Here is a 25,826-nt window from a genome sequence, read left to right on the forward strand (position 1 = left end):
AAATCCCGTCATGCCGAACTTGTTTCGGCATCTATTCCACGTCAAAACCACGGAATATCCTTAGATAAATCCTTCAACTCAGGATTCACGGATTTAATCAAATTCAATTTCCAATCACGATGCCAATTCTTTAACTGCTTCTCACGCGCAATCGCATCCTGGATGTTTGCAAACTCCTCAAAGTAAAGAAGATACTTCACATGATACTTCTTCGTAAACTCAGAACCGCCTTCCTGATGTTGTTGCAATCGCAGCCCAAGGTTACTTGTCACACCAATGTAGAGTGTTGAACGTGTGTAGTTGGAAAGAATATAAACATAACTCTTCTTCATAAAGATGTATCGTCACCATGAACTCCTGCCCGTCCGGTCGAAGACTCGACTTGTTGAGCAGGCGGGTGTTTCAGCGTCTATCAATAGCGTAATAGATGCCGAAACAAGTTCGGCATGACGGTGAGTTGTTTTTTGATTTCATATCTCTTTTGTTCCAACATAAGATAGGAATTGCCCCAGACACTCACAAGCAAACGAGTGATAGATTCACATCGAAACGTAGTAGCGGGTCACCAGACCCGCACACACGAAGGAAATTTATTCCTCGTCTTCGATTTTTATATGCTTATGAATCGCTTCTTCAATCACACCAAACCAATCAATCGAATCACCGACCGATTCTTCAACACAAGAAATTTCTTTGGTCGTTAAGGTTCTCCCAAGAACTTCTTCTGCAACATTTTGCACGTCTTCAACAGTGAGTGAGTAAATTATTCTTTCTGATTTTTTCATGGAATTCCTTTTTGATTGTGAACTCTACAACTGAAAAAGTCTCTAAAAGGTCCCTTGAACAACTATCTCCTATAGATCAATTTTTCTATAATTTCAGGACCCTTTTCTTTTCCCACTTCTCTATAAATATCTAATACTTCGTAATATGTTCCTTCGCCTCCAATGAAATCCCAAAATTCTTGCCCTATAAGAATTGATTGTTCGAAATCGCAGTAAGCATGTGGATAAGGATGTTTATACTCCTCCCTTTTTTGTCCATATGGATTGTAAGCAAATGTAAAAAAAGTATATATTTTTCGTTTTGTTGACTCTCTGAGCAGATGAATCTTTAGTGCTTTTTCATTATATGTTTCGCATTGCCCGCTGTTGGGCTTTGCTGTTTTCATTTCAAAATGGAATTCTTCATTAGAAGTAGTTTCAAAGAATAAATCTGAAATTACTTTTTTTATTTTAATCATATTCCCATTAGACAATTTCACTTCGTTTAGTGCATCTGAAAACCTCGTTTTATTTATTGATAACCTGCCTTTAAGGCTATCAATTTTTTCAAGGGCATCCTCAGGTATTTCACCTTCATTTCTTTTTGCCCTTTCAGCGATAGGATATTTAGATTTAGCAATTTGAAAAGCAACTTCTTCAAAAGAACTTCCTAATGCTGTGGAAAAGGATCGCTCAAATTCGTTTATTAATAATACGCCATGAGGTAAAATTACCTCATGAAAAGGTTTTAGTTTCCCCCTTTTGTCAAGTTCTCTCGGTGGTCTTATATCTTCCGGTTGGAGATCACCTAAGTTGAAAGACTTTATTTGGCCGTCAACAAATCCTTCAAGATACCCCTTAACTCGTAGTCGAACTTCTTCATTAATTTGTGTTTTCATTTTATTTTTTCATTAAAAATATACTCTCCGAATACGCCCCTTTATCCTTCTCCGTCCTATTCAACACCGGGCGTTTAAATTGTTGAACGATGTGTAACCCTGCTTTCTCTGCAATCAACGGATAAAGATTGTTCTTGTCATTTGCAACGAGAAAAATACTGAAATCTTTTGCAAGATATTTCTTGCAGTTATTCAGTACATCCGCTATTCCTTGAACATAAGAGTCACGCGCTTCTCTTCCGTTCCCTTTGTAAAGAGGTCCAATCTCCGATTCATCACTTCGCTTGAAGCCAAACAAATCATAAGCGTAAGCATGTTGCTCATGGTAATCAATCAACCCGACATACGGTGGACTCGAGAATATTCCTTGTATTTTTTGCTTCTTCGCCTTCTTTGCAAATTCAGGATAACGTTTCTCTAACTCAGAAAAAATATCAATCTCTCGCGAATCACCGGTAAGACAATACTGAGAAGTATCCGTTCTTAGGCTCTTGAACGTTGCTAATCTTGCAATAGTATCCTTGCAGTATCGTTCCCACCAACTTAGAATAGAGAATAGCGGCTTACAAATTTTTCCATGCTTACTGCAATAATATGTTGTTGAGATAGGTTCAAGCAGTGTTGCCAAATCGGAGTGCGTGGTTGCTCTGCATGAACGTATCGTTCGGCTGAGAATAACACTTACGACACTTTTCGTGCTAACGTTTTTTATTTTTTTTACAAGCCCGAAAACAAAATCAATTTCGTTCCTGATGTGCTGTAAATACCATTTTCCTAAAAATCGCTTGTTGTCAATTTGATGGAGTTGAATGTCATATTTTTTCACTAAACGTTTATAGACGGGAAGGAATTCGCGTTCCTTTTCATTTCCAAAAGATTCTTCATCAACTTGTTTCTGCTGCACTCGTCGCTTGAATTCAGGCGAAGGAAAATACTTGTTGTTAAACAGTTTCAGTTCTTCCATCAACTCGCTTTCAAACTTTACGGTATTTGAGTCTGCAATAAACTTTCTCAACGCTTTCGTGATGTTCCCAATTTCCTTTTGTACGTCAGCAAAATCATACTTGCCGACCTTCACATTGCTGATCAAAGCATTGAATGAAGAAATATCAATCCCGATTGCATTCATTCCAAGTTCGCTTGCTTGAACCAACGTTGTCCCGCTCCCGCAAAAAGGGTCAAGAATTATATCGCCTGCCCTGAAGAACGTTTTTTTCTTGAATTCATCTGTGTGGCTGTCTAAAAAATATTCAACTAACTGTGGTATGAACTTCCCTTTGTACGGGTGCAACCGGTGAACATGTTTTGTTGTGTCTGCTTCTTTCAGATAATCGAACGAAAGCCGCCAATCAATATCATCCCCAAGTTGCTTCTTCCATTCGATTTCTCTCTTCCCATAAAAAGAATTGTAATACGTTGTCAAATCATCCTTGCTGACCAACGTTGTTCCGTTCGAGCCGTACTTTGGAATTTTTCCGTACTGAACAAGGTACGAAATATTCGACGTCGTAACATTCTTCCCCAAAAACGTTGTCGCCCAAACGCTCGCATCACGGAGAGTCAGCAAATCACCCTCCCCAAAAAGTTTCACCGAAAGAGATGTTCCATCGCTCAGGTACACAACTTCCCGCTCAGCAATCCTTCCGCTATCCGGTTGTATATTTTTATATTTCTTCTTTTTCACGTGTCGTACGAAACTTAAACTTAAAACCTAAAACCCATAACCTATAACCAATAACCTACATCATTCTCCAAACAAATTCCTCCCTTCATCGGTCAACCGGTATCCCCCCATTTTCTGCCCACCGATACGACGCATCCAACCCTTCGCTGTCAACCGCCGGATGAGCCGTACACACGTATCCTCCGGGAGTCCGGTCAACTCCATCAACTGCTTCAAGGTCGCCATATCGTTTTCATACAACTTCTGAAGTAAGAGCATGATTTGTTCCCTTCTCAGGTCAAAAGCGATTTTCAACCCCATACTGCGCAACACGTCGTCTCCGAGCATCTTCTCCTGAACAAACCGCCTTGTTTGAGCAGTTTGCGGTGTTACAGTTCTCTCCGGATTTCGTTTTTCGTGCTTTTCCGGCTCATTTTTAAGTTTTTGTGAGGATTTTCTCCCATGTAATTCGGCAATCTGCTTCTGTAACTCCGCAATGCGAGATTCTAATACCGCATTGTGTTCATTTAATTCCGCAATGTGCTTCGTTAATTCCGCATTATGCTTGTCTAATTCCGCATTGTGAGAGTTTAATTCCGCATTGCGTTTGTTTAACTCCGCATTGTGCTTCGTTAATTCCGCAATGCGTTCATCTAACTCCGCATTGTGAGACGTTAATTCGGCAATGTGGTTCTGTAATTCCGCATTGTTCGCTTCTAACTCCGCAATGCGAACCGTTAATTCCGCATTGTCGGCGTTCCCTTCACCATTGTTTTTGTCTGTACGCACCATCTCTTCAGGCATACTTCCCTTTCTTCATTATTGAAAATGTTCCTTCAAAATTCTTTTTCATCAAACCCCGAACCCCAAACCCGTAACCAGTAACTCTCTATCGAGCATCCTGCATCAAGAATCGAGCATCAAGAAACAAGCATAGAGTATCAAACCTTCGAGAGTTCGCTCTTGAGATAATCAATCACCTTCACCGGCGTCGGGTCAACTTCGTTCAGCATCGCGAGGTAGAAACTTATCCAGTCGCCGAGATAGATGAGCGAGAACATCCGGGCAAGCGGCGACTCCCCCTCGCTCCAAACTTCAATCACGTTCGGACTGTACTTCCCGACAATCTCTTTCATAATTTTCATCCGCAGTTGAACGCGTGCGTGGTCTTCTTTATCGCGGAGAAACACGACAGTCATCGTCTTCATGTGCTTCTTCAAAACATTCCATCCGACAAGTTCGTTGTGGTTCATCTCCGGCAACACATGCCCGAACGCCAGCACCTTTGCATTCTCGGCAAGTTGCCCGCGCCAGCGCAGGTTCACCGCATCGAACCGTTCGGTCGAGGAGTAGATAATCGGAAGTTTATCCTTCAGTTCGTATGCAAGCCGGAGCGCCGGATTTTTCTTCCGGTCGAGCGAACTGTACAACTTCGCTTTCTCTTCCAGCAGTTTCACCGTTTCCCGGATATCCTTGTTCGGAAAGTCAATCAACTTCATTTTCTTGAAAACCATGAGGAGAGGAAAGAACGAGTAACCGAGCGCGGCACGCGGCGGCAACCCGTTCGGGAGTTTGATATACGGTTGCCCATACTTCTTTGCAAGTTGTTCCGTCTCGCCGTTCGTGCTGATGCAAAGAACTTTCGCCCTACTGCGCGTCGCTTCAAGATGCGCGGCGATTGTTTCTTCCGTATTGCCGGAGTAACTTGCAACAATCACAAAACTCCGCTGGTCAATGTACGCAGGAAGCGTGTAATGCCGGTTGACGATAAACGGAAGTTCAAGTTCGCTCGCCGTGAACGAGCGAAGCAAGTCTCCGCCGATGGCGGAACCGCCCAACCCGGTGAGGATGATATTGTTCAGCGCTCGTACCCGGTACGGCGCAACATATTGCTCGCTCATCGCTACCGCTTCTTCTACTTGTTTGGAAAAATCCACCAACAGTTTTCGCATGTTGGAGGGGTCATAAAGGTGAATATGTGATTCGTTCAAGTTATTCATGGTAATTTCATTTTCAATTAGTGAGTATCAGTAAAAAGACTGTTTCGAACATCGTTCCCGAATTGTTCAATCAGCCTGTGCAAATTTCGTCAATACGCGCCTGAGAAAAAACCGTTTGTATCACACCGCCGAATTCCCCGCCAAAGGAATATCGGGACAGTTTTTCTTCATGAAATTTTCCAAACATGCTTCTACTTCCTGTCGCGTCGCAAACGAAAGAATTGTGTGTGCAAGTTTCTGACATTCCGCATAGTTCAGGGAACGAATAATCTTCTTAATTTCTGGAAGCATCGAAGGGACAACGCTCAGTTCATCAATCCCGATGCCGAGCAGAGCAGGAACAGCAAGCGGGTTGCTCGCCATTTCGCCGCACACCCCGACCCACACTTTTTTCCGGTGCCCGTTCTCGACGACAAATTTTATCGTGTGAAGCACCGCCGGTTCGAGTTCATGATACATGTACGAAACAAAATTATTCCCGCGGTCAACGGCAAGCATGTACTGCGTCAAATCGTTCGTTCCAATGCTGAAGAATTTTACTTCCGACGCGATGACGCCTGCCATGAGCGCCGCAGACGGAACTTCAATCATCACACCGACTTCGATATTCTCATCGAACTTGATGCCGCTCTTCCGCAAATCCTCTTTCGCATCATTAAGATGGCTGATGGATTTCCGGACTTCCTGTACCGTCGTAATCATCGGGAACATAATTGCTACATTATTTTTCTGACTTGCACGCAACATCGCCCGGAGTTGTGCTTTGAAGAAGTCGGGATAATCCAGCATCATGCGGATACCGCGCCAGCCGAGAAACGGATTTCGTTCTTCCGTCATGTCGGGAATAAGTTTGTCACCGCCGACATCGAACGTGCGCATGATAACGCGCTGGGGATACATTCTGTCCGCAATTGTTTTATATGCCTGATACTGCTCTTCTTCCGTCGGAATGTCATCACGATTGAGCAACAATGTTTCGCTCCGGTACAACCCGACTCCCTGCGAACCCTGCATCACGACATAATCAATTTCTTCCGGCAATTCGATATTGGCTGAAAGTTCTATAGATTTTCCGTCGAGCGTGACAGCAGGTAAATCTTTCAACGATGAAAGTTGTTCCTCGAATTGCAGGAACCGTTCGCGCCTCAGTTCATATTCTTTGATGCGTTCCTGCGTCGGATGCAGAATAACGGTTCCGTCGTACCCGTCAAGAATCAACATGTCGTCCGGTTGAACGGTGATGCTCAAACCGTTCACTCCAACGACAGCCGGAATTTTCAGTGCGCGGGAAATCAGCGCCGCGTGCGATGTCACTCCGCCATGGTCGGTTCCGTACGCGAGAATATTGTTCCGGCTGAGAACCATTGTATCGGCAGGAGTCAGTGTATGTGCAATAACAATAGGCGAGCCGTCCAACTTTGAAAGTAATCGTACTTGCTGGAGATTCCTGACAATCCTGTTTTTCAAATCTTCAACGTCATGGGCGCGTTCGTGCATGTACTCTGTCCGCGCGGCAAGCATCATATCTGCATATTTCTGGAATTCCCCGCTCACAATAAACTCAGCATTCTTCATCTCCGAGCAGATCCGTTTCTTGATTGCATCGAGCAAATACTCATCCTGAAGAATCATCACCTGCGCCTCGAAGATTTTTGCTTTCGCATCTCCTAACTTCTGCTCGGCAAAGGCAAGAATCTTGAACAATTCCTTTTCTGATTTGGCAATCGCTTTATCGAGCCGTTCAAGTTCGGAAGGAATATCATCCTGAGCGAGCGTTCGCTCATCAACCCGCGGCTGTTCTTTTCTGAATAAATACGCGCGACCGATGGCAATACCCGGCGCGGCGGCGATTCCCTTCAGTATAGTTTCGTTTTTCTGCATCGTTCGTTTACTTGATAAGTTCGGGAATAATGTTCATAACCACTAAGCGCCAAGCTCTTCATCGAATCCCCGTTCAAACAAATCGGCAACGGCGGCAAGGGCTTCGTTCTCGTCGGCGCCATCGAATTGAAGCGTCAGTTTCGAACCGCATTCCGCCGCGAGTGTCATCACGCCGATAATGCTTTTGCCGTTGATATCCATTCCATCTTTACAAATAGTAAATTCCGATTTGAACTTTGCCGCTGTCTTTACCAGCGATGCCGCAGGACGAGTATGCAACCCTGCCCGGTTCCGTATTGTAACTTCGCGTTCGACCATCCTTCTTACGTATTCCGTTCGAGAAGTTGTTGTGCAAGCAAAGAAAGCATTGTCCTTGCGTTCGTCGGTTTCAGGCGATGCAACGCCTTCTGCGCGTTGTGTGTGAAAAATTCTACTTGCTCACGAGCGTGTTGCAAGACGCCTGTGTTCTGATAAATATCAAGCACAACCGGAATACTCGCGCGCGTCAACTGCTTCTTCTCAACAACCTTTTGCAATATCTTTTTCTCGTTTCCTTTCGCCCGTTCAAGCGCATTCAATAATAAATATGTTTTCTTTCCTTCCAGCACATCGCCTCCGATGGGCTTGCCGAGTTGTTGTTCCGTCCCGGTAATATCAAGCAAATCGTCCTGGATTTGAAATGCAAGTCCGAGCGACGTACCGTATGTCCGGAGAGCGTTGACTTCCCGCGCCGTTCCGTTTCCAATCAATCCGCCAATCTCACATGAAGCGGAAAGAACGCGTGCTGTTTTCTTCTCTATCATCATCAGATATTCATCGAGCGTAACATCGCATCGCGTTTCGAATTCTTTATCAAATCCCTGCCCCTCGCACACCTGAACAAACGCATCAGTGAATATCTTCATCAATCCATGTATGTTCGTTGATGATGTTTTCAAGAGAGAGTGATACGCGTACGCAACCATCTCATCCCCCGAAAGAATGGCAACATTCGTATCCCATTTTGTATGAACAGTCGCCCGACCGCGACGGAGCGACGAATTATCCATCACATCATCATGAACGAGGGTAAAGTTGTGAAGCGCTTCCATCGCAACGGCGGCATGAAGCGCGCCCTGCGACTGACCGGAGATTGCTTCACATGCAAGCAGAACCAACACCGCACGCACTCGTTTTCCTCCTGCTTCCAATACATACTTCATTGGCTGATAGACGCTTGCCGGTTCGTTCCTGTTCACTAATAAGCGAAGTTGACGTTCGATGCGAACTTTGTACCGCGAGTAACGTGTATGGAAATTCTGATTCGTCAATGAATGAGTGTCGTGAATTGTTGAATTTGAATGAATGATAATAAGAAAACAGAGGGTGAAAACAAAAGGCGGCTTGTTTCTGAAAAGGATTTTACTATCTTTGACAACCGAAACACAAACCCGTAACCAAACACACTATGAAAATTCTAAAATTCGGCGGCTCGTCTGTCGCCTCTCCCGAACGGATTCGCGGCGTTGCGAAGATAGTTCTTGAAGAATCAAAAAAAGAAAAACTCATTGTTGTCGTCTCCGCATTTCAAGGCGTAACCGATAAATTGTTGGAGTGCGCGCGTACTGCCGAGCGTGGCGATGCCACGTATGAAACTCAATTCAACATTCTTGCCGATAGGCATTGGGAAACCGCAAAGAGCCTTCACGCAGGAAAAATCCAGAAAAAACTTGCAGAACAAATCCGGCAATTGCTGAACGACCTGCACGATGTTTTGCATGGTGTGTATCTGCTTCGCCATTGCCCTCCGCGCGGGTTCGATTTAACTGCAAGTTTTGGTGAGCGATTATCGGCGCTGATAATTTCTTCGTTTATCAATAAAACTCACCCATCCTGTTTTGCCGATGCAAGAAACTTTGTCGTCACCGATGACCAGTTCATGCACGCTGAAGTGTTGTTCGAACAAACAAACGCGGCAACACAAAAATATTTCAAGCGCCTGTGGAAAGAACACCCGGCTACAACAATACCGCTCGTTACCGGCTTTGTCGGTTCTACCGAAGACGGTCGAACAACAACCATCGGAAGAAATGGTTCTGATTACACCGCGGCAATTGTCGGCGCGGCGCTTAATGTTTCCGTCATCGAAATCTGGACTGACGTTGACGGCGTATTAAGCGCAGACCCGCGTGAAGTGCATGATGCGTTCGTTCTTCCTTCTATCTCGTTTGAAGAAGCGTTGGAGTTATCCTACTTCGGAGCCAAAGTCCTCCATCCTGCAACCATTGCGCCGGCAATCGCGAGCAACATTCCCATTCGTATCAAGAACACAATGAATCCTTCCGCTCCGGGGACCATCATCGGAAAAGTCGAAGACGAAGGAGTAAGCGTTGCAAAGGGAATCACCTCTATTGATAATATTACATTGCTGAATCTGCGCGGCATTGCAATGGTCGGCGTACCGGGAACGGCAGAACGATTGTTCCGCGCTCTTGCATCGCATAAAGTCAATGTCGTGATGATTTCTCAGGCATCATCCGAACATACGATTTGTTTTGCTGTGAAAAACCATGACGTGGCGCGAGCGCGAAAAGCAATTCAACAGGAATTTCAATTCGAGTTCAGCACGAACCTGACTTCGATTGATGAAAAACCGGCGCAAACAATCATCGCTATCGTCGGTGAAGGAATGAAGGGCATTCCCGGTGTTTCCGGTAAAGTATTCCAATCGCTTGGACTGAATAACATCAACATCAGCGCAATTGCTCAGGGTTCTTCTGAACGGAATATTTCATTCGTTACCGATTCGTCGCATAAGATTCGCGCTGTCAACGTTCTGCATCAGGCATTTTTTGAAGAACGGAAGCGGCTCTATCTTGCAGTTATCGGCGTGGGAAATATCGGGGCAACACTCTTGAAGCAATTACAACAACAACACTCTGTTTTATTGAACAAGGGATTCGATATCCGTGTGTGCGCGCTCGCCGACAGTAAACATGTTGTTGTGAACCACAACGGGCTCAATCTCGAACATTGGCAGGAAGAATTACAACACTCATCGCACCGGCTCGATTTGCATTCGCTTGCTCATCGCATTGCAGAAATGAAACTGACGAATGTTGCGCTTGTGGATTGCACGGCAAGTTCCGACGTGGTCAACTCGTATCAGGCATTCGTCGAAGCGAACATGCACATCATCACGCCGAACAAGAAAGCGAACGTCCTTCCGTGGAAACAGTATAACGAACTTGTAGAACTTCTTAACAAGAGGAAGAAATATTTTCTCTACGAAGCAAACGTCGGAGCGGGGTTGCCGATTATCTCCACGCTTCACGACCTCATCGCAAGCGGCGACACAATCATAAAAATCGAAGGAATACTTTCCGGTACGCTCAGTTTTCTTTTCAATTCGTTCGATGGAACAACACCGTTCAGTAAACTTGTCGAAGAAGCACAAGTCGCCGGTTACACAGAACCCGACCCGCGTGAAGATTTATCGGGAGAGGATGTTGCGCGCAAACTTCTCATTCTCGCACGCCAACTTGGTTGGAAGATGGACTTGAATCAGATTCCTCACGAAAATCTCGTCCCTTCATCATTACAAAAAGGGACGTTCTCGAAGTCCTTCTTCAGTATGTACACAACGTTCGATAATCACATGAACAAACGATTCGCGTCGGCAGTACAACGTAATGCTGTTCTCCGGTACGTCGGTGTGTTATACAATAACAAAGCAAAAACCGCATTGCTCGAATATCCCAACTCGCATCCGTTCGCCGGAACGAAAGGAAGCGACAACATCATCGCTTTCACAACAAAGCGATATTCAAAAACACCTCTCGTTGTTCAGGGTCCCGGCGCCGGCGCTGATGTTACCGCAATGGGTGTCTTCTCCGATATTATTAAATTGTTGCACTATCTCCCGTATTGATTTCGTAACTCTCATCCAATGCTTGAAGAACATCGGAGAGACAAATTCAAAAAACGAGAGGCAATTTCTAAAAAATTCCGGAAGACAGGGATATATTTTTGTAACCGTTGAAGCTTTCTGCAGACTGTTTCAAATCAACCGTTAATAGTTTGAACGTGGTGTAGGCATGATATGGAAACGATAATTATTTTAGGATATGATTGCCATGAAAAATTGGAAAGTTAACTTGCCGATTCGCTTTTCCGGCATTGCAGAAAACAAGGGAGTTTTTGATTGCTACACCTAAATTTCTTACAATAGGCGCAATTATGCCAGCAACTCCCAATCAACATACCGGTTCTCCCGAAAGCGTTCGCAAACTCGCCGCCATCATGTTCACTGACATCGTCAGTTTTTCCAAACAGATGGGGAAAGATGAACATGCAACGCTCAATCTTTTGGATATTCACAACAGGATTGTTTCTGAAATTATCGGGAAACATGCGGGGAGAATTATCAAGAGCATCGGTGATGCATTCTTTGTGGAGTTCGATAGTTCCGTCAGTGCCGTTATGTGTGCGATTGAAGCACAAACCTCGCTGAAGGAATATAACGAAGCGCACCCCGATGAAAACCCGATTGTCATCCGTATCGGCATCCATGTCGGCGATGTGGTGAAGAAGAACAACGACCTCTTCGGCGACGGAGTGAATATCGCCGCACGCATCCAGCCGAAAGCGGAACCGGGAGGGATTTGCATTTCGGAAGATGTTGCCCGTCAGGTGCGGGGCAAAATCAATCTCCCGATGGTGAAGGCGGGAGTTGGAGATTTGAAAAACATTGATATTCCCATCGTTCTCTATCATATTGAACTCCCGTGGCAGAAAATACAACCCCAACCCGAACAGCCGACGAAGAACGTTCCATCCTCCAAGAAAAAAATGGTTGTGGCGTTGGGAATTGTTCTTGTTGCGATTGCGCTTGGTTCGTTCGGCTACTGGTTTTTCTCCAAACGAATTTCTGTTCCAGCGGGAGAACGTTCGCTGGTTGTGTTGCCGTTTCAAAATGCCAGCGAACCAGCCAATGATTTCCTTGTTAATGGAATCACGGATGAAATCAATAATCATGTGTCAAAAATTCCGGGAGCGCTCGTCATTGTAAAATCAGCAACTCAAAAATATCGGGGGACGAATTTTTCAAACGATAATATTGCAGAGCGGTTTGGTGTCCGGTTCGTTCTTTCGGGGAGCGTCCAAATGACCTCCTCGCAACTCAACATCTCCGCAACGTTGTATGATGCAAAAGAAAAAGCCGTTCTGTGGGAAGAACATTTTGAGAAACCCCGTTCGGAGATTATGAACGCAGGAGAAAGTATTGAATCGAAAATATTTGAACTGTTTGACGTGCAGGAAGATGTTCGCAATCTCCACTCTAAAACCATTTCTCCGGATGCATACGAAGCATATCTCCGCGGATTACATCAACTAACAAAACAGGGAAGCAGTGAGAACGCCCTTGCTGTAGAATATTTTTCAGAGGCAATCAGCAAGCAACCGGATTTTCTCGGCGCATCGTTGTTATTGGCAGAATCCAAAGTACGTCAATATGAAAAGGGGTGGGACGTGAGCATTGAATTATTGAACGATGCTGAATCTATCGTGAAAAATATATTGCAAAAAGAACAGACCAATGCACAGGCATTTGCAATCTATGGAAGCATCGAGCAACTTCGCGCCAACCAGTTGAAAGCATTAGAATATTATCAACGGGCAATAGCGCTGGATGAACATAATGTCGCGGCGTTGACGCGCAACGCGATTCTTTATCTTTACAATCTTGGAGAGCCTGCCAAGGCAGTTACCTATCTCAAGCGGGTGTATGAAATAAATCCGAACGATGGTCTCATCTCGTCCAATTTAGGTGTTGGATATGCACAGTTACAAAATTATTCTGAGGCAAAGCGCATGTTCTGGAAAGCAGTTGAACTCGAACCAAACATTGATGACCCGTGGATTAATTTGGGTGTTGCATACGAACGGCTCGGACTTACCGATAGTGCCATGTTTTGTTATGAACGAGCAATTGAAATCGAACCGACGAAAGTTTTAACGTATGAAAATGTTTTACCGTTACTTCTCTCCCTGCGCCAATATTCAACCGCAGAATCCCTTGTTACGACAGGAATGAAAGTCCTTCAAGGAAGTCATGAACTTTTTTATTTTCTTGGTTTGACAAATGAGTATCTCGGAAAAAAGGCGGACGCGGAACAATCATTCAACCAAGGTCTTCGCATGGTGAAAATGAAAACGGAAAAGAATCCGGGTCTTGCCGATTATTATATGTATGAAAGTTTGTTTCAAGCAAAACTCAAAGTCCGCACAGAAGCGTTGAGTGCGGCTCAAAAAGCAATTGACCTTGATTCGACAAATCCCTACGCAATAATGAACAGAGCAAAAGTTGCCGCGATGTTCGGAATGAAAGAAGATGTGTTGCGTTGGTATCAGCAAGCACGTTCGATGAATTCTGATTTCGACGCTTCGTATCTTACAACAGCCATTGAGTTCGAACAGTACCGCAACGACCAGGATGTATTGTTGATTGCGCGGACGAAATAAACCGAAACAGCCTGTCCATTAATCCACCAGCAATAACTTCAAGGGCAGGCTGTTCGATTGTCATATTTCTTCAAAAAAAGAAACCGCCTGAAAGATAAAGCCCACAACCATCATAATCCTTAACTTGAATTAGTCTAACAGTGTGGGCTTGTTGTTTACTTATCTTATCATTTGCTACTTTGTTAAAGTAAGTTTCCTTATTTGACTAAACGGTTCTGCTTCTCCGTGAAGCGGAGTTGCCAGAAGTTTGTAGAAATACAATCCACTCGGTAAACCATCTGAGTGAAATTCCACCGAACGGAATCCTCCTGCCTGAACGCCTTCAACAAGCGTAGCAACTTCTTTTCCGAGTACATCATACACTTGTAATGTTACGCGGCTCTCCATTGGCAGTTGATAGTTGATAACTGTTGAAGGATTGAACGGATTGGGATAATTTTGTTCAAGAATAAATTGTGTTGGCAATGGCTTGAGTTCTTCTACTCCGGTTTTGTACCGAACATCGGGAGTGGATAGAGGGATGATGCCAGCCGCAACCGTGCCCCCTTCATTGATTGTTTCCGCGATATTTTTTGCAATTTCATAGTTGCCGCCGGAATTATCTATGAGATTATCACAATAGGTAATTGCCTGAGCAACCGTTGCGCCGTCAGCGCTGATGACGGATGCCTGATGGATAAATCCCGATGCAACGTTCAACAGAAAAGCAAAAAGGTGCTGACGAGCCTGAGATATTTTCGAAACCGAACCTTTAAGGTTCATCACCGATTTTCCTGCAAGCAATTTATCGGTACAACCTGACGAACTTGGAGGGGCGTACACAACAACGGCATTGAGCGGATGCTCATTGAAATGTTCCTGAATGATATCAAGGGAATTACAAAGTGTGGCTCCGTCAATTTGTGCCGCTCCTTTCTCTCCGGTTGCAACGGCAAACTGATGTTTCCAGAAGCCGATACCGCGCGGCGAACCTGAAGCGTTTGAGCAACTCAGTTCAAAGTTCACCGTTGCCTCATCGCCGCAGGGTAAGCTAACAGGAATTTCGGAAGAGAGCGTGGAGTACCCTAACGGCGTATGAACGGATACAAGATACTCGCCTGCATTCATCTCATCGAACGAATAGTAGCCATTTGCATTGGTTGTTGTTGAAGCGGATAACGCTCCCGTTGCAACATCAAAGACATCAACCGGTACGCCGAGAAGGTCTTGGTTCTGCGTTGAACAATTGGAGGAAACCGTTCCTTCAATTGCGCTTGTTCCGTTGGTACACGTTGATTCAAACCGAAGATTATCGAGGCGTAACACGCCATTCACGGTTTCTGTAGCATCAACAATTACTTTATCAAACGTGTAGCCCGTAACTCCTATAAATCTGAAATTGAGATTGGTAACAAAGCACTGTTCATAGATGATTGTGCCGTCATTACTTAACATCAGTTTCAGTCGCAGGTCATCTCCGGTATTTGTAAAAATTTCAAATCCGAGTTTATTAACCTGCGTCGAGAAATTCAAAACCAGGTCAGGTCGTGGAAGCGGGGCAGTTGGGTTATTATTCGAAAGGCATGCAAATCCTTGCGGGTCGAATTGGCGCGGTCGCGTTGTGGTAATAATACTCGGACCACCGCCTGAAGTCAATGCGAATGAAACACCCATACTTTCATACTGGTTGGTAATTTGTGTTCCATTAGGAAATCCTTCGAAGTCAATTAATACTGCGTCGGAACCGAATGTTGACGGGTCGGTTAAGAGATGCGGATCCGGTACACCGCACCGCAAGCCATATTGATTACCACCGAGCGTGACAAATGACGGACTGAATTCCAATGAACTTGTAACTTCGAATGTGGCTGTTCCTTCGTTGATTCCTCCCGGATTAAGTTCAAGTGTAATCCCATTTATGAAATTGCCTGCAATTGTGGGGTACAACGATTCATCGGTTACAGGCAAAGCAAATACTTCGTCTTTCAAAAAAAGTCCATAATTGTAAACACCCAGAACTCGGATAAAGGAACAACCGATATCAGATTCATTTTCATTCACCAATGAGAGAGGGCATCGCATATACATCCACTCAAAGTTAATTGGTTGCATGTTTACAGTGATTTCAACATTCTCTTCTGTACGACCAAGATCGTATTGATGAAGCATTGCCCCATCTATCGCTGGTCGAATCCAGAATTTCAAACCATGAATAAAACTTCCACTCATCGTTGGATAAATTGATTCATCGGTACTAGGAACAACGACTGGGTCACCAGACGGGATCCATTCATATCCTCCATAGATTCCCGTTACATCAAAACCGGAACCGGGAATTACTTCACCATGTTGGTTGCTAACAAATGCAGTTGTCGAAACCATCTGCCATTCGAAATTTATTGGACCCATTCCAAATGATATTTCAATATGTTCCTCAGTCCTGCCAAGTTGATATTGATGTAAAATAATTCCATTAATTGCCGGGCGTACCCAGAATGTTAAGCCATTGATAAAACTACCTCCCATTGTTGGATAGATTAATTCATCGGTAATTGGGAGGGTGACTTCTGTTCCGGAAGTAATCCACTCATATCCGCCGTAATAACCGGTGGCATCAAAACCAGAACCAGGAATTATGCTACCATACTGGTCTCGTACAAACGCCGTCGTCGAAACGGTTTGCCATTCAAAGTTGAGTGGGCCCATGCCAGTTGCAATCTCTATATGTTCTTCTGAACGACCCAGTTGGTACTGATGCAACATCACACCGTTTATTGCCGGGCGTATCCAAAAAGGGAACCCATTAACCCACGAACCCAACATGGTTGGATATACAGATTCGTCTGAGATTGGGAGAACTATTGGCGATCCGGAATTCATCCATTGATAATTGGCGCCTGCATCAAATCCTGAACCGGGAATTACCTCGCCAGCTTGGTCACGAACGTAACATGTGGTAGAGACTGTCTGCCATTCAAAACTTGCTTCTGAAGTGTTTGCATCCACAACAAGTTCCTGTATTCGTCCCAAGGCATTCTGTTCGTGGCTGTTAACTCCGGGATAAATTTTGACTGAATAGTTTCCTGATGAAAGTGTTGCCACATTTCCATTGTAGAACCATGCATCAACTGCCTGAATATAAACAGTTGAGCCGGGTATCTCGACCCCATTCTGGTCAACCACCCGAATCGTTACTTGGTTTGCTTGCAGACTCGCTACTGCAAGCGCGAAAAAAAGAAAAAGATATAAGAACGTTTTCATACGTTACTCCTTAAATTGTTTTTGTGTTGAAATTAGTTGGTAAGACTAAGTAGTAAGGTTAGGCAGAAGTAACGTGCATAGTAGAACGGGGAGATTCCGGAAGAATCTCCCCACTCATTTTCTAATCCATTATTTGACTAAAAGCATTTTCTTGTGTTGCGTAAATGATTTCTCTGTCGCCCCAACACTCGCCGCCTCCAACCGGTAGAAATACACACCCGTTCCAACATTCGATGCGTCCCAGAGTTTCGATTGATATCCTGCTTCCTGCACTTCATCAACAAGCGTGGCGACAAGTTGACCGAGCGTGTTGTAAATCTTCAATGTTACTTTCGCATCGGCAGGTAACGCGTAGTTGATTGTTGTTGCCGGATTGAACGGATTCGGATAGTTCTGTTCCAATGTAAACTCTTGCGGCAGTGTTCGTTCCTGAACAGGAGGCATGCGGAGTTCGATGGAACCGGCAGGTTCATACAACACGTGGGAACCTTTCCCGTTCAGGATAATTTTCTTCCCGTCAATGGTTAATATAGTTGAGGAAGAAGAATGTGTTCCTTCCCACTTGAGTGTAACAGGATAACGTTCCGAAGTCAGAAGAATCTTTGTTACAGATTCTTTTTCCGTTTCGGGAGTTGCAACGATTCTCTGGTTAGAAAATCTCGCATCGAACACTCCCTGCGGCGGCGCGGGCGGCATCTGATACAATGCTAATGTTTTTGCAGTCAACTTTGCCGATGTTCCGAAATAGAGATTCTGTTTGGAACCTTCTGCGTCACTCACCGTCAGCACGTTCATCTCGTTTTCCAATACTGCACGCGCTTCTCTGAACTTTGTAGTTTTGGCAAACGCGTTGACATCGAACCGGAGTTCGCCTTCCTGACTTACTTTCACCCAATGACCTTCCATCGGTTTCAATGCTGTGGTCGTTGCGTATCCGTTATCGTAAGCAAAGAAATTCGATTCGATAATATCGGACGGAGAGGAAGTTACTGCATCGGCTTGCAACTCGTAACTTAACGCACCGACAATATTCCAACCCGCAGTCACGGGAATGGAGAGATATTCTTTATCGTATCCCATGACTTCGGCTTCTTGTTCGCCGGAGAACTTCAGCCAGTATCCGCCGCCGGGAGCCAGAGAAGTTTGCTCGACATATCCGTTGTTGAATGCAAACGCACTCGAAACAGCCGTTGGAAACACACTATCTTTCTGCGCTTTCGCCGTGGCAACAGGCAACGAGACCAAGTTCCATTTGTCTTTCACCATTTTTGCGACGTACGGTCCTTGCAATAACACCAATGAATCTTCGACTAACGGATTGTCGAGTTCAGATTCATCATAGCGCATCGAAAGTTCTGCTTTAGCATTGCTTGTTCCCGATTTTTCGATGCTCAACATTCTGGCTACGCGTGGTATTCCTTCCGCACTTACCAGCGATGAATTCTTCAACGTGAGTTTCGGAATTCCCAACGCCCACTTGGTTTCCGGGAGAATATCCTGACCCGTTACAGTATTTTGTTCAACACTTCGTACACTATTGGTAACTGTCTTCCACCGCAGGCTGAATGCTCGCGGTGTTTCTTTTGCCCGCGTTGTTACTGCAATCTTCGATGGATACGTTCCTGTGCCGTTGAATTTGAGATAGGTTTTTTCGCTTTCAAAATTGTATGTTTCTGTCGATGCTGTGGCTAATGCACGCCGAATAGTTCCGTTGACAATATATCCTTCACCGGCAAGAGCCTGAGCTTCCGTATTTTCCACTTCAAGCGTATCTTCGGGACGCAAACTCAATGCTTTGATAATCGCAATGCGATTTTGAATAGTAATGTTTCCGCTACTTTGAACATCAGCAGAAGAATCAACGATGAGTGTATAGAATTTTCCAAACGTTTCGCCTTTGCCGTTTAACACCACTGTGGAATTGCCCGGAACAAATCCTTCATCCAATACAGATGCTTTTTGGAGCGAGACTTTGTTTCCTTTCCATGAACCTCCGACGATAAAGTTCGGCATTGCGTCCGTTGCCACTTTCAAGGTACCGTTCACCGTCACATCTCCCTTAACAATTACTGAAGAAACACCACTGCTAATTGATAATCTTCCACCACCGCGAACATAGAGCGAGCCGATAATTACTTGGTCCATAGGTATATCTATCACAGGATTTGTTCCGGCTGGTTGAATAACCACGCTATCAACTTTCGAGGGAATTCCAACCGGGTCCCAATTATCTGCATTTGACCATGAAGAATCAACATCTCCTACCCATAGTTTAATATTGAGCGGAAGAACGACAGAGCAAAAAATTCCCGAGCCAGCACTGAAACCAAGTTGATGTCCATTCCTTTCAACAAATGCTATCTCTTTAAGGTAGCTTGATGCCACAGATTGTATTAACCATGTATTACCGCCATTGGTTGTATAATATAATGCGGGATACCCAGCAGGCACATCATTAACTGTAGATTGAACCGGATCTCTTCTTGAAAACCCTACGGCAAATCCTGTTGTTGAATTGATAAATTTAACTCGATTCAATGCAGAATTAAAATATGGAAGCGATTTCGATAACCACGACGTACCTCCATTTGTTGTCTGTAAAACAGTCGGTATAGCAGTAGGATATGTTCCAGTCATACCAACCAACCAACCGTTTGAAGAATCAAGAAAATGAAGACCCTTCATAGAGCCTTGCGAGGGAAGATTCGCTGAGTTATCTATCCAACTATTTCCAGCATCTGTCGTTCTAAGAAGAATTGGACTGAACGTAGGGTAAGAGCCGACATCCCCAACCGTATATCCATTCAGTGAATCAATAAAGAAAACATCATATAACCATCCGCTTGTGGATTCATATGCATGAGAAATTCCATTCCACGTAGTTCCCCCATCTGTTGATTTGATTATTCTTACTGTCGTATTCGGAAATGAACCATATGTGCCGACCGCAATAATCTTTTGACGATCCAAGAAGTGCATATCTTTTATTTCCGCCGCATGCGTATTCCATGTGATGTTATGCCAAGAATTTCCTGTATCAGTCGTGATTGCAAAGGCGCCAAGCCCTCCCGCCACTGCTATCGTTGAATCATTAAGATATTTCACCGTAGAGTAACTATGATAACTTCCATTATCATCTCCTGACCAAGGATGAGGAGGGTTACCGGGAGGAAGTGCAAACCAGTTTTCTCCTCCATCAGTGGTCTTCACGATACGTCCGTTTGAGCCAACGGCTACACCTCTCATACCGTCGAGAAAATCAATTCCATGATAAACATCTCCGCCGCCTTTTGATTTTTCTTCCCATGTTACTCCACCATCTGAACTTTTAAAAATTGCCCCTCCGCTTCCAACAGCGATAGCATCATTAGCATTTATGTATGCGATTCCATTCGGTGAAATGTCTTTGCCAAAATCAAACCAACTCCATGTAACTCCGTAGTCCGTCGAACGGGTAATATAATGACTTCCGGAAAGTCCGTGCCCCACGAGCAGTGTGGCAGAATTTAATACAGAAATCGAAATAGACCTGATAGTTGCCCCCGAAGGCCGTCCGCTTTCGAAGTTATAACCCGCCCAACCGTCCCCCTTATTTCCCGTTCTGAAAAGTTCACTGCCTGCGACAACAATAGCAGAAGAGGAGTCTAAACAATGTACTTTCCGTAGCGGATTATCGGGTCCTGTTCCAATAGAGATTTGTAACCAACTCAACCCGCCATTGGTAGTTCTATAGATTGTATTACTGTCACCTACAACCATTCCAAAATTTAAATCACCAAAACTAATACTGCGAAGATGCCTTGTGGTAAATAATGGCTGACTTGTCCACGTATTCCCATTGTCAGTTGAGTTTATTATTTTTCCATATAATCCAACAGCAAAGGCAACTCCATCTGGTTTGTAAACAACCCCATCCAATTGTCCCATATCATTGAATGATTTATCTTGCCAATCGAATCCACTATTTGTAGTTTTCAATAAAGCACCTAATCTTCCTACGGCAATCCCAACGGAACCTTGAAAAGACATTGACCGTAACCCACCGAATTTACCACCTATCTTAATATTAGCACGCCACGTCAATCCTCCATCTGTTGAACGGACAAGTGTCCCTCCGTCTCCAATTGCTATAATGTTGTTTGCATCGAAGGCATGAACATCGTACAAATCGTTACCGGTAGGATACGGATAAACCGACTGCCAACTCGTTGTTACTTGAGATAAAGCGGTGAGTGAAAAGAACATCAACAAAATGATAGTGATAAAAAGTAAAGAACGATTCATAATGAATCTCCTGAAGTTATTGTTTGAAGTTATTGGTTTAAGAACAATTGATTTTCAACAGAACGAAAAATTCGTTCTTCATTTTCAGAATAACAGATACAAGGCGACGTTATTTCAATTCTACATGTCTTGTTAGTGTAAAAACAAAAGCAGAGAGCGAGGAGATTCAACTCTCCGCTTTATTCTACCTAACCGACTATTTAAGTCGAAGAACTATTGGCAACGGATGTGCCAAGTAAAATTGGGAGAATATAATCCAAAAAGCGGGTAGGACAAATTCCGATTGTTCGATTTCGAACAGGAAGTGCTCAATTTCGAGCAGAATTAGTCAGAAGAGACAAAGAAAAAAAAATTATTAGGTGAGATTTGGATTTTATAGTCCGAATTTCTCTAAGCGTCGTTGCAAAGCGTTCCGGTCTATGCCGAGAAGTTTTGCCGCCTGAGAAATATTTCCGCTAGTTTTATTGATAGCAAGTTGAACCATCTTTTTTTCGAGCGAAGAGAGAACGTCTTCGCCGGATTGGTTCTCCGAAAGCATCGAATCGAAGAGACTGTTGTTCGTTTCCGTGCTTTTTATTTCCGGAGCGATGCCGAGCGATGTAATTTGTTCGGAGGTGATTTCCTTTGAGGGGACAAAAATGGAAATCCGTTCCACGGTGTTCCGTAGTTCGCGGATGTTCCCTTTCCATTCGCGTTGTTGAAGGAACTTTAATCCATCGGGGGAGAAGTGTTTAAGTCCGCGGGAAAATTCTTCCATGAAAACATTGGCAAGGAGAGGAATATCTTCTCTCCGTTCACGCAACGGCGGGAGATGAAGAGGAATAACATTCAAACGATGGAAGAGCGCTTCGCGGAATTTTCCATCGTGAACCGCCTGAGGTAAATCAACGCTCGTCGCGGCAATCAACCGGATATCAAGTTGAATCTCCTGCGCCGAGCCAACGCGTGTGAATGTCCGCTCTTCAAGGACGCGCAATAGTTTCGGTTGCAGTTCGCCCGGCATTTCTGAAATTTCATCGAGAAAGATTGTTCCGTGATTGGCAAGCTCGAACTTCCCGAGTCGCTTTTCGAGCGCTCCGGTAAACGCGCCCCGTTCATGTCCGAACAGTTCCGATTCAAACAACGAGGCAGGAATTGCCGCGCAGTTGATCGCAATGTACGGTTTGCTTGCCCGGTTGCCGTTTGTATGAATTGCCCGTGCAATCAACTCTTTTCCCGTTCCGGTTTCACCGATGAGCAATACTGTCGCCGTAGAGGAAGCAACGATGGAAACTTTGTTCATCACTTCTTTGATTGCAGGAGTCTCACCGACGATTGTCCTGTTGCCGAATTGTCTTTGAAGTTCGGTTTTCAATCGTACATTATCCTCGAACAATGTTTCGTGCAAACGCGCCCGCCTGATAAACTGTGCGGCAAGCGATGAAACAATTTGTGCAACGCGGTATGTGTCATCGGAGAACGACCGCTCGCCGAGACGATTGGCAAGGCTTAATACGCCAATTGTTTTTCCTTCAATTGCAAGTGGCAATGCGAGGACAGGTCCGATGTGTTTGATGCTTTCAGGCGGATTTTTGTACTTCATCAACTCCAGGATGTTTTCCGTCCTGAGCGCTTGTTTATTGGTAATCACCCAACCGGTAATCAATGAATGAAGACGATGGTCAAGGGTAGGTTTTTCATGCTCACGACTGCGGACGAGGGTTTTGACAATTTCCGATGATTGCGGGTCAAGCAAGGAAAGAAGCGCGTACGACGCCCTGCATAGCGTCGAACACGATTCAATAATTGTACGAAGCGTTTCATCTACTTCAATGGTTGAACTGAGCGCTTGTGAAAGTTGAGTGAGTTCTTCCAATTCTTTCAGTCGCTCTTTAAGAAATTCTACTTCGTGTTCCATCGTTTGGCAATTGATTCATACTACGTGTATCAGAAGGTAGCAAATCCATTTGATAAAAAAAATCATCAATTTGGCTCTGCCTGAAATTCTCTGTACTTTTCAGCCGTTATGCTCGGAAAAATTGTTTCTCATTACAAAATAGTTCAGAAATTAGGCGAAGGCGGCATGGGAGTGGTGTATAAAGCCGAAGACCTGAAATTAGAACGAACGGTTGCGCTGAAGTTTTTACCGCTCTACGGGGAAACCCGCGATGAACAAAGCACACGGTTTATTCACGAAGCGAAAATTGCTTCTTCGCTCGACCATGTGAACATCGGCGTGATTCATGAAATCGGAGAATCAGACGACGGAATGATGTTTATCGCTATGGGATTTTATGACGGAAAAACTCTGAAACAAAAAATCCGCGAGGCGGTTTTATCCGAACAGGAATGTCTTACAATTCTCCTGCAGGTTGCAAGAGGAATTGCCTACGCGCACCGACAGGGAATTATTCACCGGGATTTGAAGCCGGCGAATGTTGTCATCACGAATGATGGAATAGCAAAAGTTATAGATTTCGGATTAGCAAAATCGGCAGACATGTCGAAAGTTACACGTAGCGGAACGCAGGTCGGAACAGCAGCGTACATGTCTCCCGAACAAGCGCGTGGAGAACCGACAAACACTTCATCAGATATCTGGGCACTTGGAGTCGTGTTGTATGAAATGCTGACGCAACAACTTCCGTTCACTGCCGAGCATGAACAAGTGGTTTTGCATAAAATCATCCATGAAGAGCCGCAAGAAATTCGTACGCTCAGACCTGATGTTTCTGAACCTCTCGTACTGTTGTCGAAAAAACTTTTGCAAAAAGAACCGGAAGAACGATTCCAAACGATGGAAGAAGTTGCACAGACGCTTGAACGTTTGATACGGAGAAGTGAATCGGAGAACGATACTTCGTTGCTTGATTTATTGAAACAGAAACGTTCCGGCTCGAAAAGAAAATTCAACGGGTTTGTCATTGCATCCATAGTGCTGATTCTACTGTTTGGAATTTCATTTTTTGCTTGGAAATGGAACAATTCACCGGTTGATTCGGCGAAGGGAATCTCGTTCGTGTTCCTCCCGCTCACAAACAACAGTAATCCGTCGTTCGAATATTTAGCAGATGGAATCAGCCGGGAATGTATCAATCAACTTTCCAACAATACCACCGTCTCCGTAACATCCCCAACAACCGCATTTGTTTATAAGAATTCTGATAAATCACTCAAGGAAATCGCCCAGGCATTGGAAGTAAACTATATCGTGAAAGGGATATTTACTCTGGATGCCAACACAATTCAGATTAGTTTATTGTTGTTTGATGTGAAAGCAAATGAACCGGTACAGATTTCTTCAAAACATATCGCTGTGGAAAAACGAAACCTCGCGAGCATCGGGCAGGAAATCGTGAATGAAGTCGCAGAGCAGTTACATTTCCCCCGGACTTCAAACATATCTGCCGGAGTTTTAACAACTCCCGATGTGTATGAAACATATCTCCGCGGCTTGTATCATTTCTTTCGTGATACAGAGGCAGATAACGCCTTAGCGCTTGAATATTTCTCCAATGCAAAAACTTCCGATTCTTTATTTCTCCACGCGCAACTTTCATATGCGGATGCACTTGTTACCGACTATGAAAATGGCTGGAACATCCTCGAAAAAAATCTTGATGAAGCGATGCAACAATGCAACGACGTGCTTGAACATGATTCAACTTCTTCCCAGGCATATTTTCTCCTCGGACGCATTCAACGGTTGAAAGGGAACCCGGAAGCAAGCATTGGCTATTGGGAAAAATCTGTCAGGTTCGATGCAAAAAATTCTCCGGCAATTCTTCATCTCACCGGACTTTATTTATTCGATAAAAACGAACCGGCAAAAGCAGTCGTTTTCCTGAAACAATTACAAGAGATTGACCCGACAAACTGGATGAACAATTCCAATGTTGGAGTCGGGTACGCACAAATGAAAGATTATGATGAAGCAATTCGGTGGTTTCGAAGAGCCATCCAATTATATCCGGCAAATGATTTATCGTGGATTAATTTGGGATACGCCCTCGAAAGAACTTCGCGGTTAGACAGTGCATTGGTATGTTATCTCAACGCAGTAACAGTCAATCCACGGAATCTTCTTTCCTATGAGAATGCAATTTCTGTTTTTCTGGTGAAAAATACATTTGCACAAGCTGAATCACTCGCAACAAGCGGGTTGAATAATTTATCAAACAGTCACGAACTTTTTTACTTACTTGGTGTAACGAGATTGTTCGAAGGAGCCAAACAAAAAGAAGCAACTTCTGCATTGCAAACAGGGCTGACGCTCGTGAACGAAAAAATAAAACAGAATTCAGCAATTGCAGGATATCATGGATACAGAGCATTATTTCTTGCACGGCTCGGTCAACGCAACGAGGCAATCGAATCGGCATCCAACGCATATCGCATCAGTTCGTCAGATAATGAAATCATCCTCACGTTGGCGAGAGTGTATGCAATACTTTCCGACAAACAAAGCATGCTCATCTGGTTTCAACGCGCTCATGCGATGAACAGCGAGTATGATGTCGAATTTCTCAGGACAGCATTAGATTTCGAGAAATACAGGAACGACAACGACCTGTTACTCGCCGCCCGACACAAGTAACATCCGTTTTGAACG

The 25,826-nt window shown here is 44.4% G+C and carries 15 protein-coding genes; 3 read left to right on the forward strand and 12 right to left on the reverse strand.

Features of this window, described 5'->3' with window-relative positions; translation table 11 throughout:
• Positions 1-41: 41 nt before the first annotated feature.
• The 9 genes from HY960_13505 to HY960_13545 all read right to left on the reverse strand — a co-directional run bounded on the left by HY960_13505 (position 42) and on the right by HY960_13545 (position 8,517).
• Complete coding sequence (locus HY960_13505) at positions 42-332, reverse strand: GIY-YIG nuclease family protein (protein MBI5216763.1); 291 nt, start codon at positions 330-332, stop codon at positions 42-44.
• 258 nt (positions 333-590) lie between these two features.
• Positions 591-785, reverse strand: coding sequence for a hypothetical protein (locus tag HY960_13510; protein MBI5216764.1), 195 nt, complete (start codon positions 783-785; stop codon positions 591-593).
• Positions 786-847: 62 nt separating this feature from the next.
• Entirely contained in the window at positions 848-1,663 is an 816-nt protein-coding gene (locus tag HY960_13515; protein ID MBI5216765.1) for a TdeIII family type II restriction endonuclease, read from the reverse strand.
• Position 1,664: 1 nt separating this feature from the next.
• Complete coding sequence (locus tag HY960_13520) at positions 1,665-3,254, reverse strand: site-specific DNA-methyltransferase (protein MBI5216766.1); 1,590 nt, start codon at positions 3,252-3,254, stop codon at positions 1,665-1,667.
• Between the two features lie 153 nt (positions 3,255-3,407).
• Complete coding sequence (locus tag HY960_13525) at positions 3,408-4,130, reverse strand: Rrf2 family transcriptional regulator (protein ID MBI5216767.1); 723 nt, start codon at positions 4,128-4,130, stop codon at positions 3,408-3,410.
• Positions 4,131-4,267: 137 nt separating this feature from the next.
• Positions 4,268-5,326, reverse strand: coding sequence for a bifunctional phosphoglucose/phosphomannose isomerase (locus HY960_13530; protein MBI5216768.1), 1,059 nt, complete (start codon positions 5,324-5,326; stop codon positions 4,268-4,270).
• Between the two features lie 120 nt (positions 5,327-5,446).
• Entirely contained in the window at positions 5,447-7,207 is a 1,761-nt protein-coding gene (gene ptsP, locus HY960_13535; protein MBI5216769.1) for a phosphoenolpyruvate--protein phosphotransferase, read from the reverse strand.
• 42 nt (positions 7,208-7,249) lie between these two features.
• Positions 7,250-7,525 (reverse strand): HPr family phosphocarrier protein, encoded by a 276-nt coding sequence (locus HY960_13540; protein MBI5216770.1) that lies wholly within the window; start codon positions 7,523-7,525, stop codon positions 7,250-7,252.
• 5 nt (positions 7,526-7,530) lie between these two features.
• A complete protein-coding gene (locus HY960_13545) occupies positions 7,531-8,517 on the reverse strand; it encodes a polyprenyl synthetase family protein (GenBank protein ID MBI5216771.1) in 987 nt (328 codons plus the stop codon).
• Between the two features lie 137 nt (positions 8,518-8,654).
• Here HY960_13545 and thrA point away from each other — a divergent pair, with 137 nt between their 5' ends.
• Both thrA and HY960_13555 read left to right on the forward strand, forming a co-directional pair.
• Positions 8,655-11,117, forward strand: coding sequence for a bifunctional aspartate kinase/homoserine dehydrogenase I (gene thrA, locus HY960_13550; protein MBI5216772.1), 2,463 nt, complete (start codon positions 8,655-8,657; stop codon positions 11,115-11,117).
• 308 nt (positions 11,118-11,425) lie between these two features.
• Positions 11,426-13,711 carry a tetratricopeptide repeat protein gene (locus HY960_13555; GenBank protein ID MBI5216773.1) on the forward strand — a complete coding sequence of 762 codons (2,286 nt, stop codon included), beginning with the start codon at positions 11,426-11,428 and terminating at the stop codon, positions 13,709-13,711.
• Between the two features lie 174 nt (positions 13,712-13,885).
• On the opposite strand, the gene HY960_13560 is transcribed toward HY960_13555, so the two are convergent.
• From HY960_13560 to HY960_13570, 3 genes are all read right to left on the reverse strand, one after another.
• On the reverse strand, positions 13,886-16,951 hold the full coding sequence (locus HY960_13560; GenBank protein ID MBI5216774.1) for a carboxypeptidase regulatory-like domain-containing protein: 3,066 nt from the start codon (positions 16,949-16,951) through the stop codon (positions 13,886-13,888).
• A gap of 129 nt (positions 16,952-17,080) precedes the next feature.
• Positions 17,081-21,235, reverse strand: a complete 4,155-nt coding sequence (locus HY960_13565; GenBank protein ID MBI5216775.1) for a T9SS type A sorting domain-containing protein — start codon at positions 21,233-21,235, stop codon at positions 17,081-17,083.
• A gap of 373 nt (positions 21,236-21,608) precedes the next feature.
• Positions 21,609-23,132 carry a sigma-54-dependent Fis family transcriptional regulator gene (locus tag HY960_13570; GenBank protein ID MBI5216776.1) on the reverse strand — a complete coding sequence of 508 codons (1,524 nt, stop codon included), beginning with the start codon at positions 23,130-23,132 and terminating at the stop codon, positions 21,609-21,611.
• A 108-nt stretch (positions 23,133-23,240) separates the two neighbouring features.
• Between HY960_13570 and HY960_13575 the strand changes: the two genes are divergently transcribed.
• The gene (locus HY960_13575; protein MBI5216777.1) at positions 23,241-25,811 is read left to right on the forward strand and encodes a protein kinase; all 2,571 of its coding nucleotides are present in this window, start codon (positions 23,241-23,243) and stop codon (positions 25,809-25,811) included.
• Positions 25,812-25,826 lie beyond the last annotated feature (15 nt).

The sequence above is a fragment of the Ignavibacteriota bacterium genome, assembly GCA_016212665.1.
In the GTDB taxonomy this organism is placed as follows: Bacteria; Bacteroidota; Ignavibacteria; order UBA10030; family SZUA-254; genus FW602-bin19.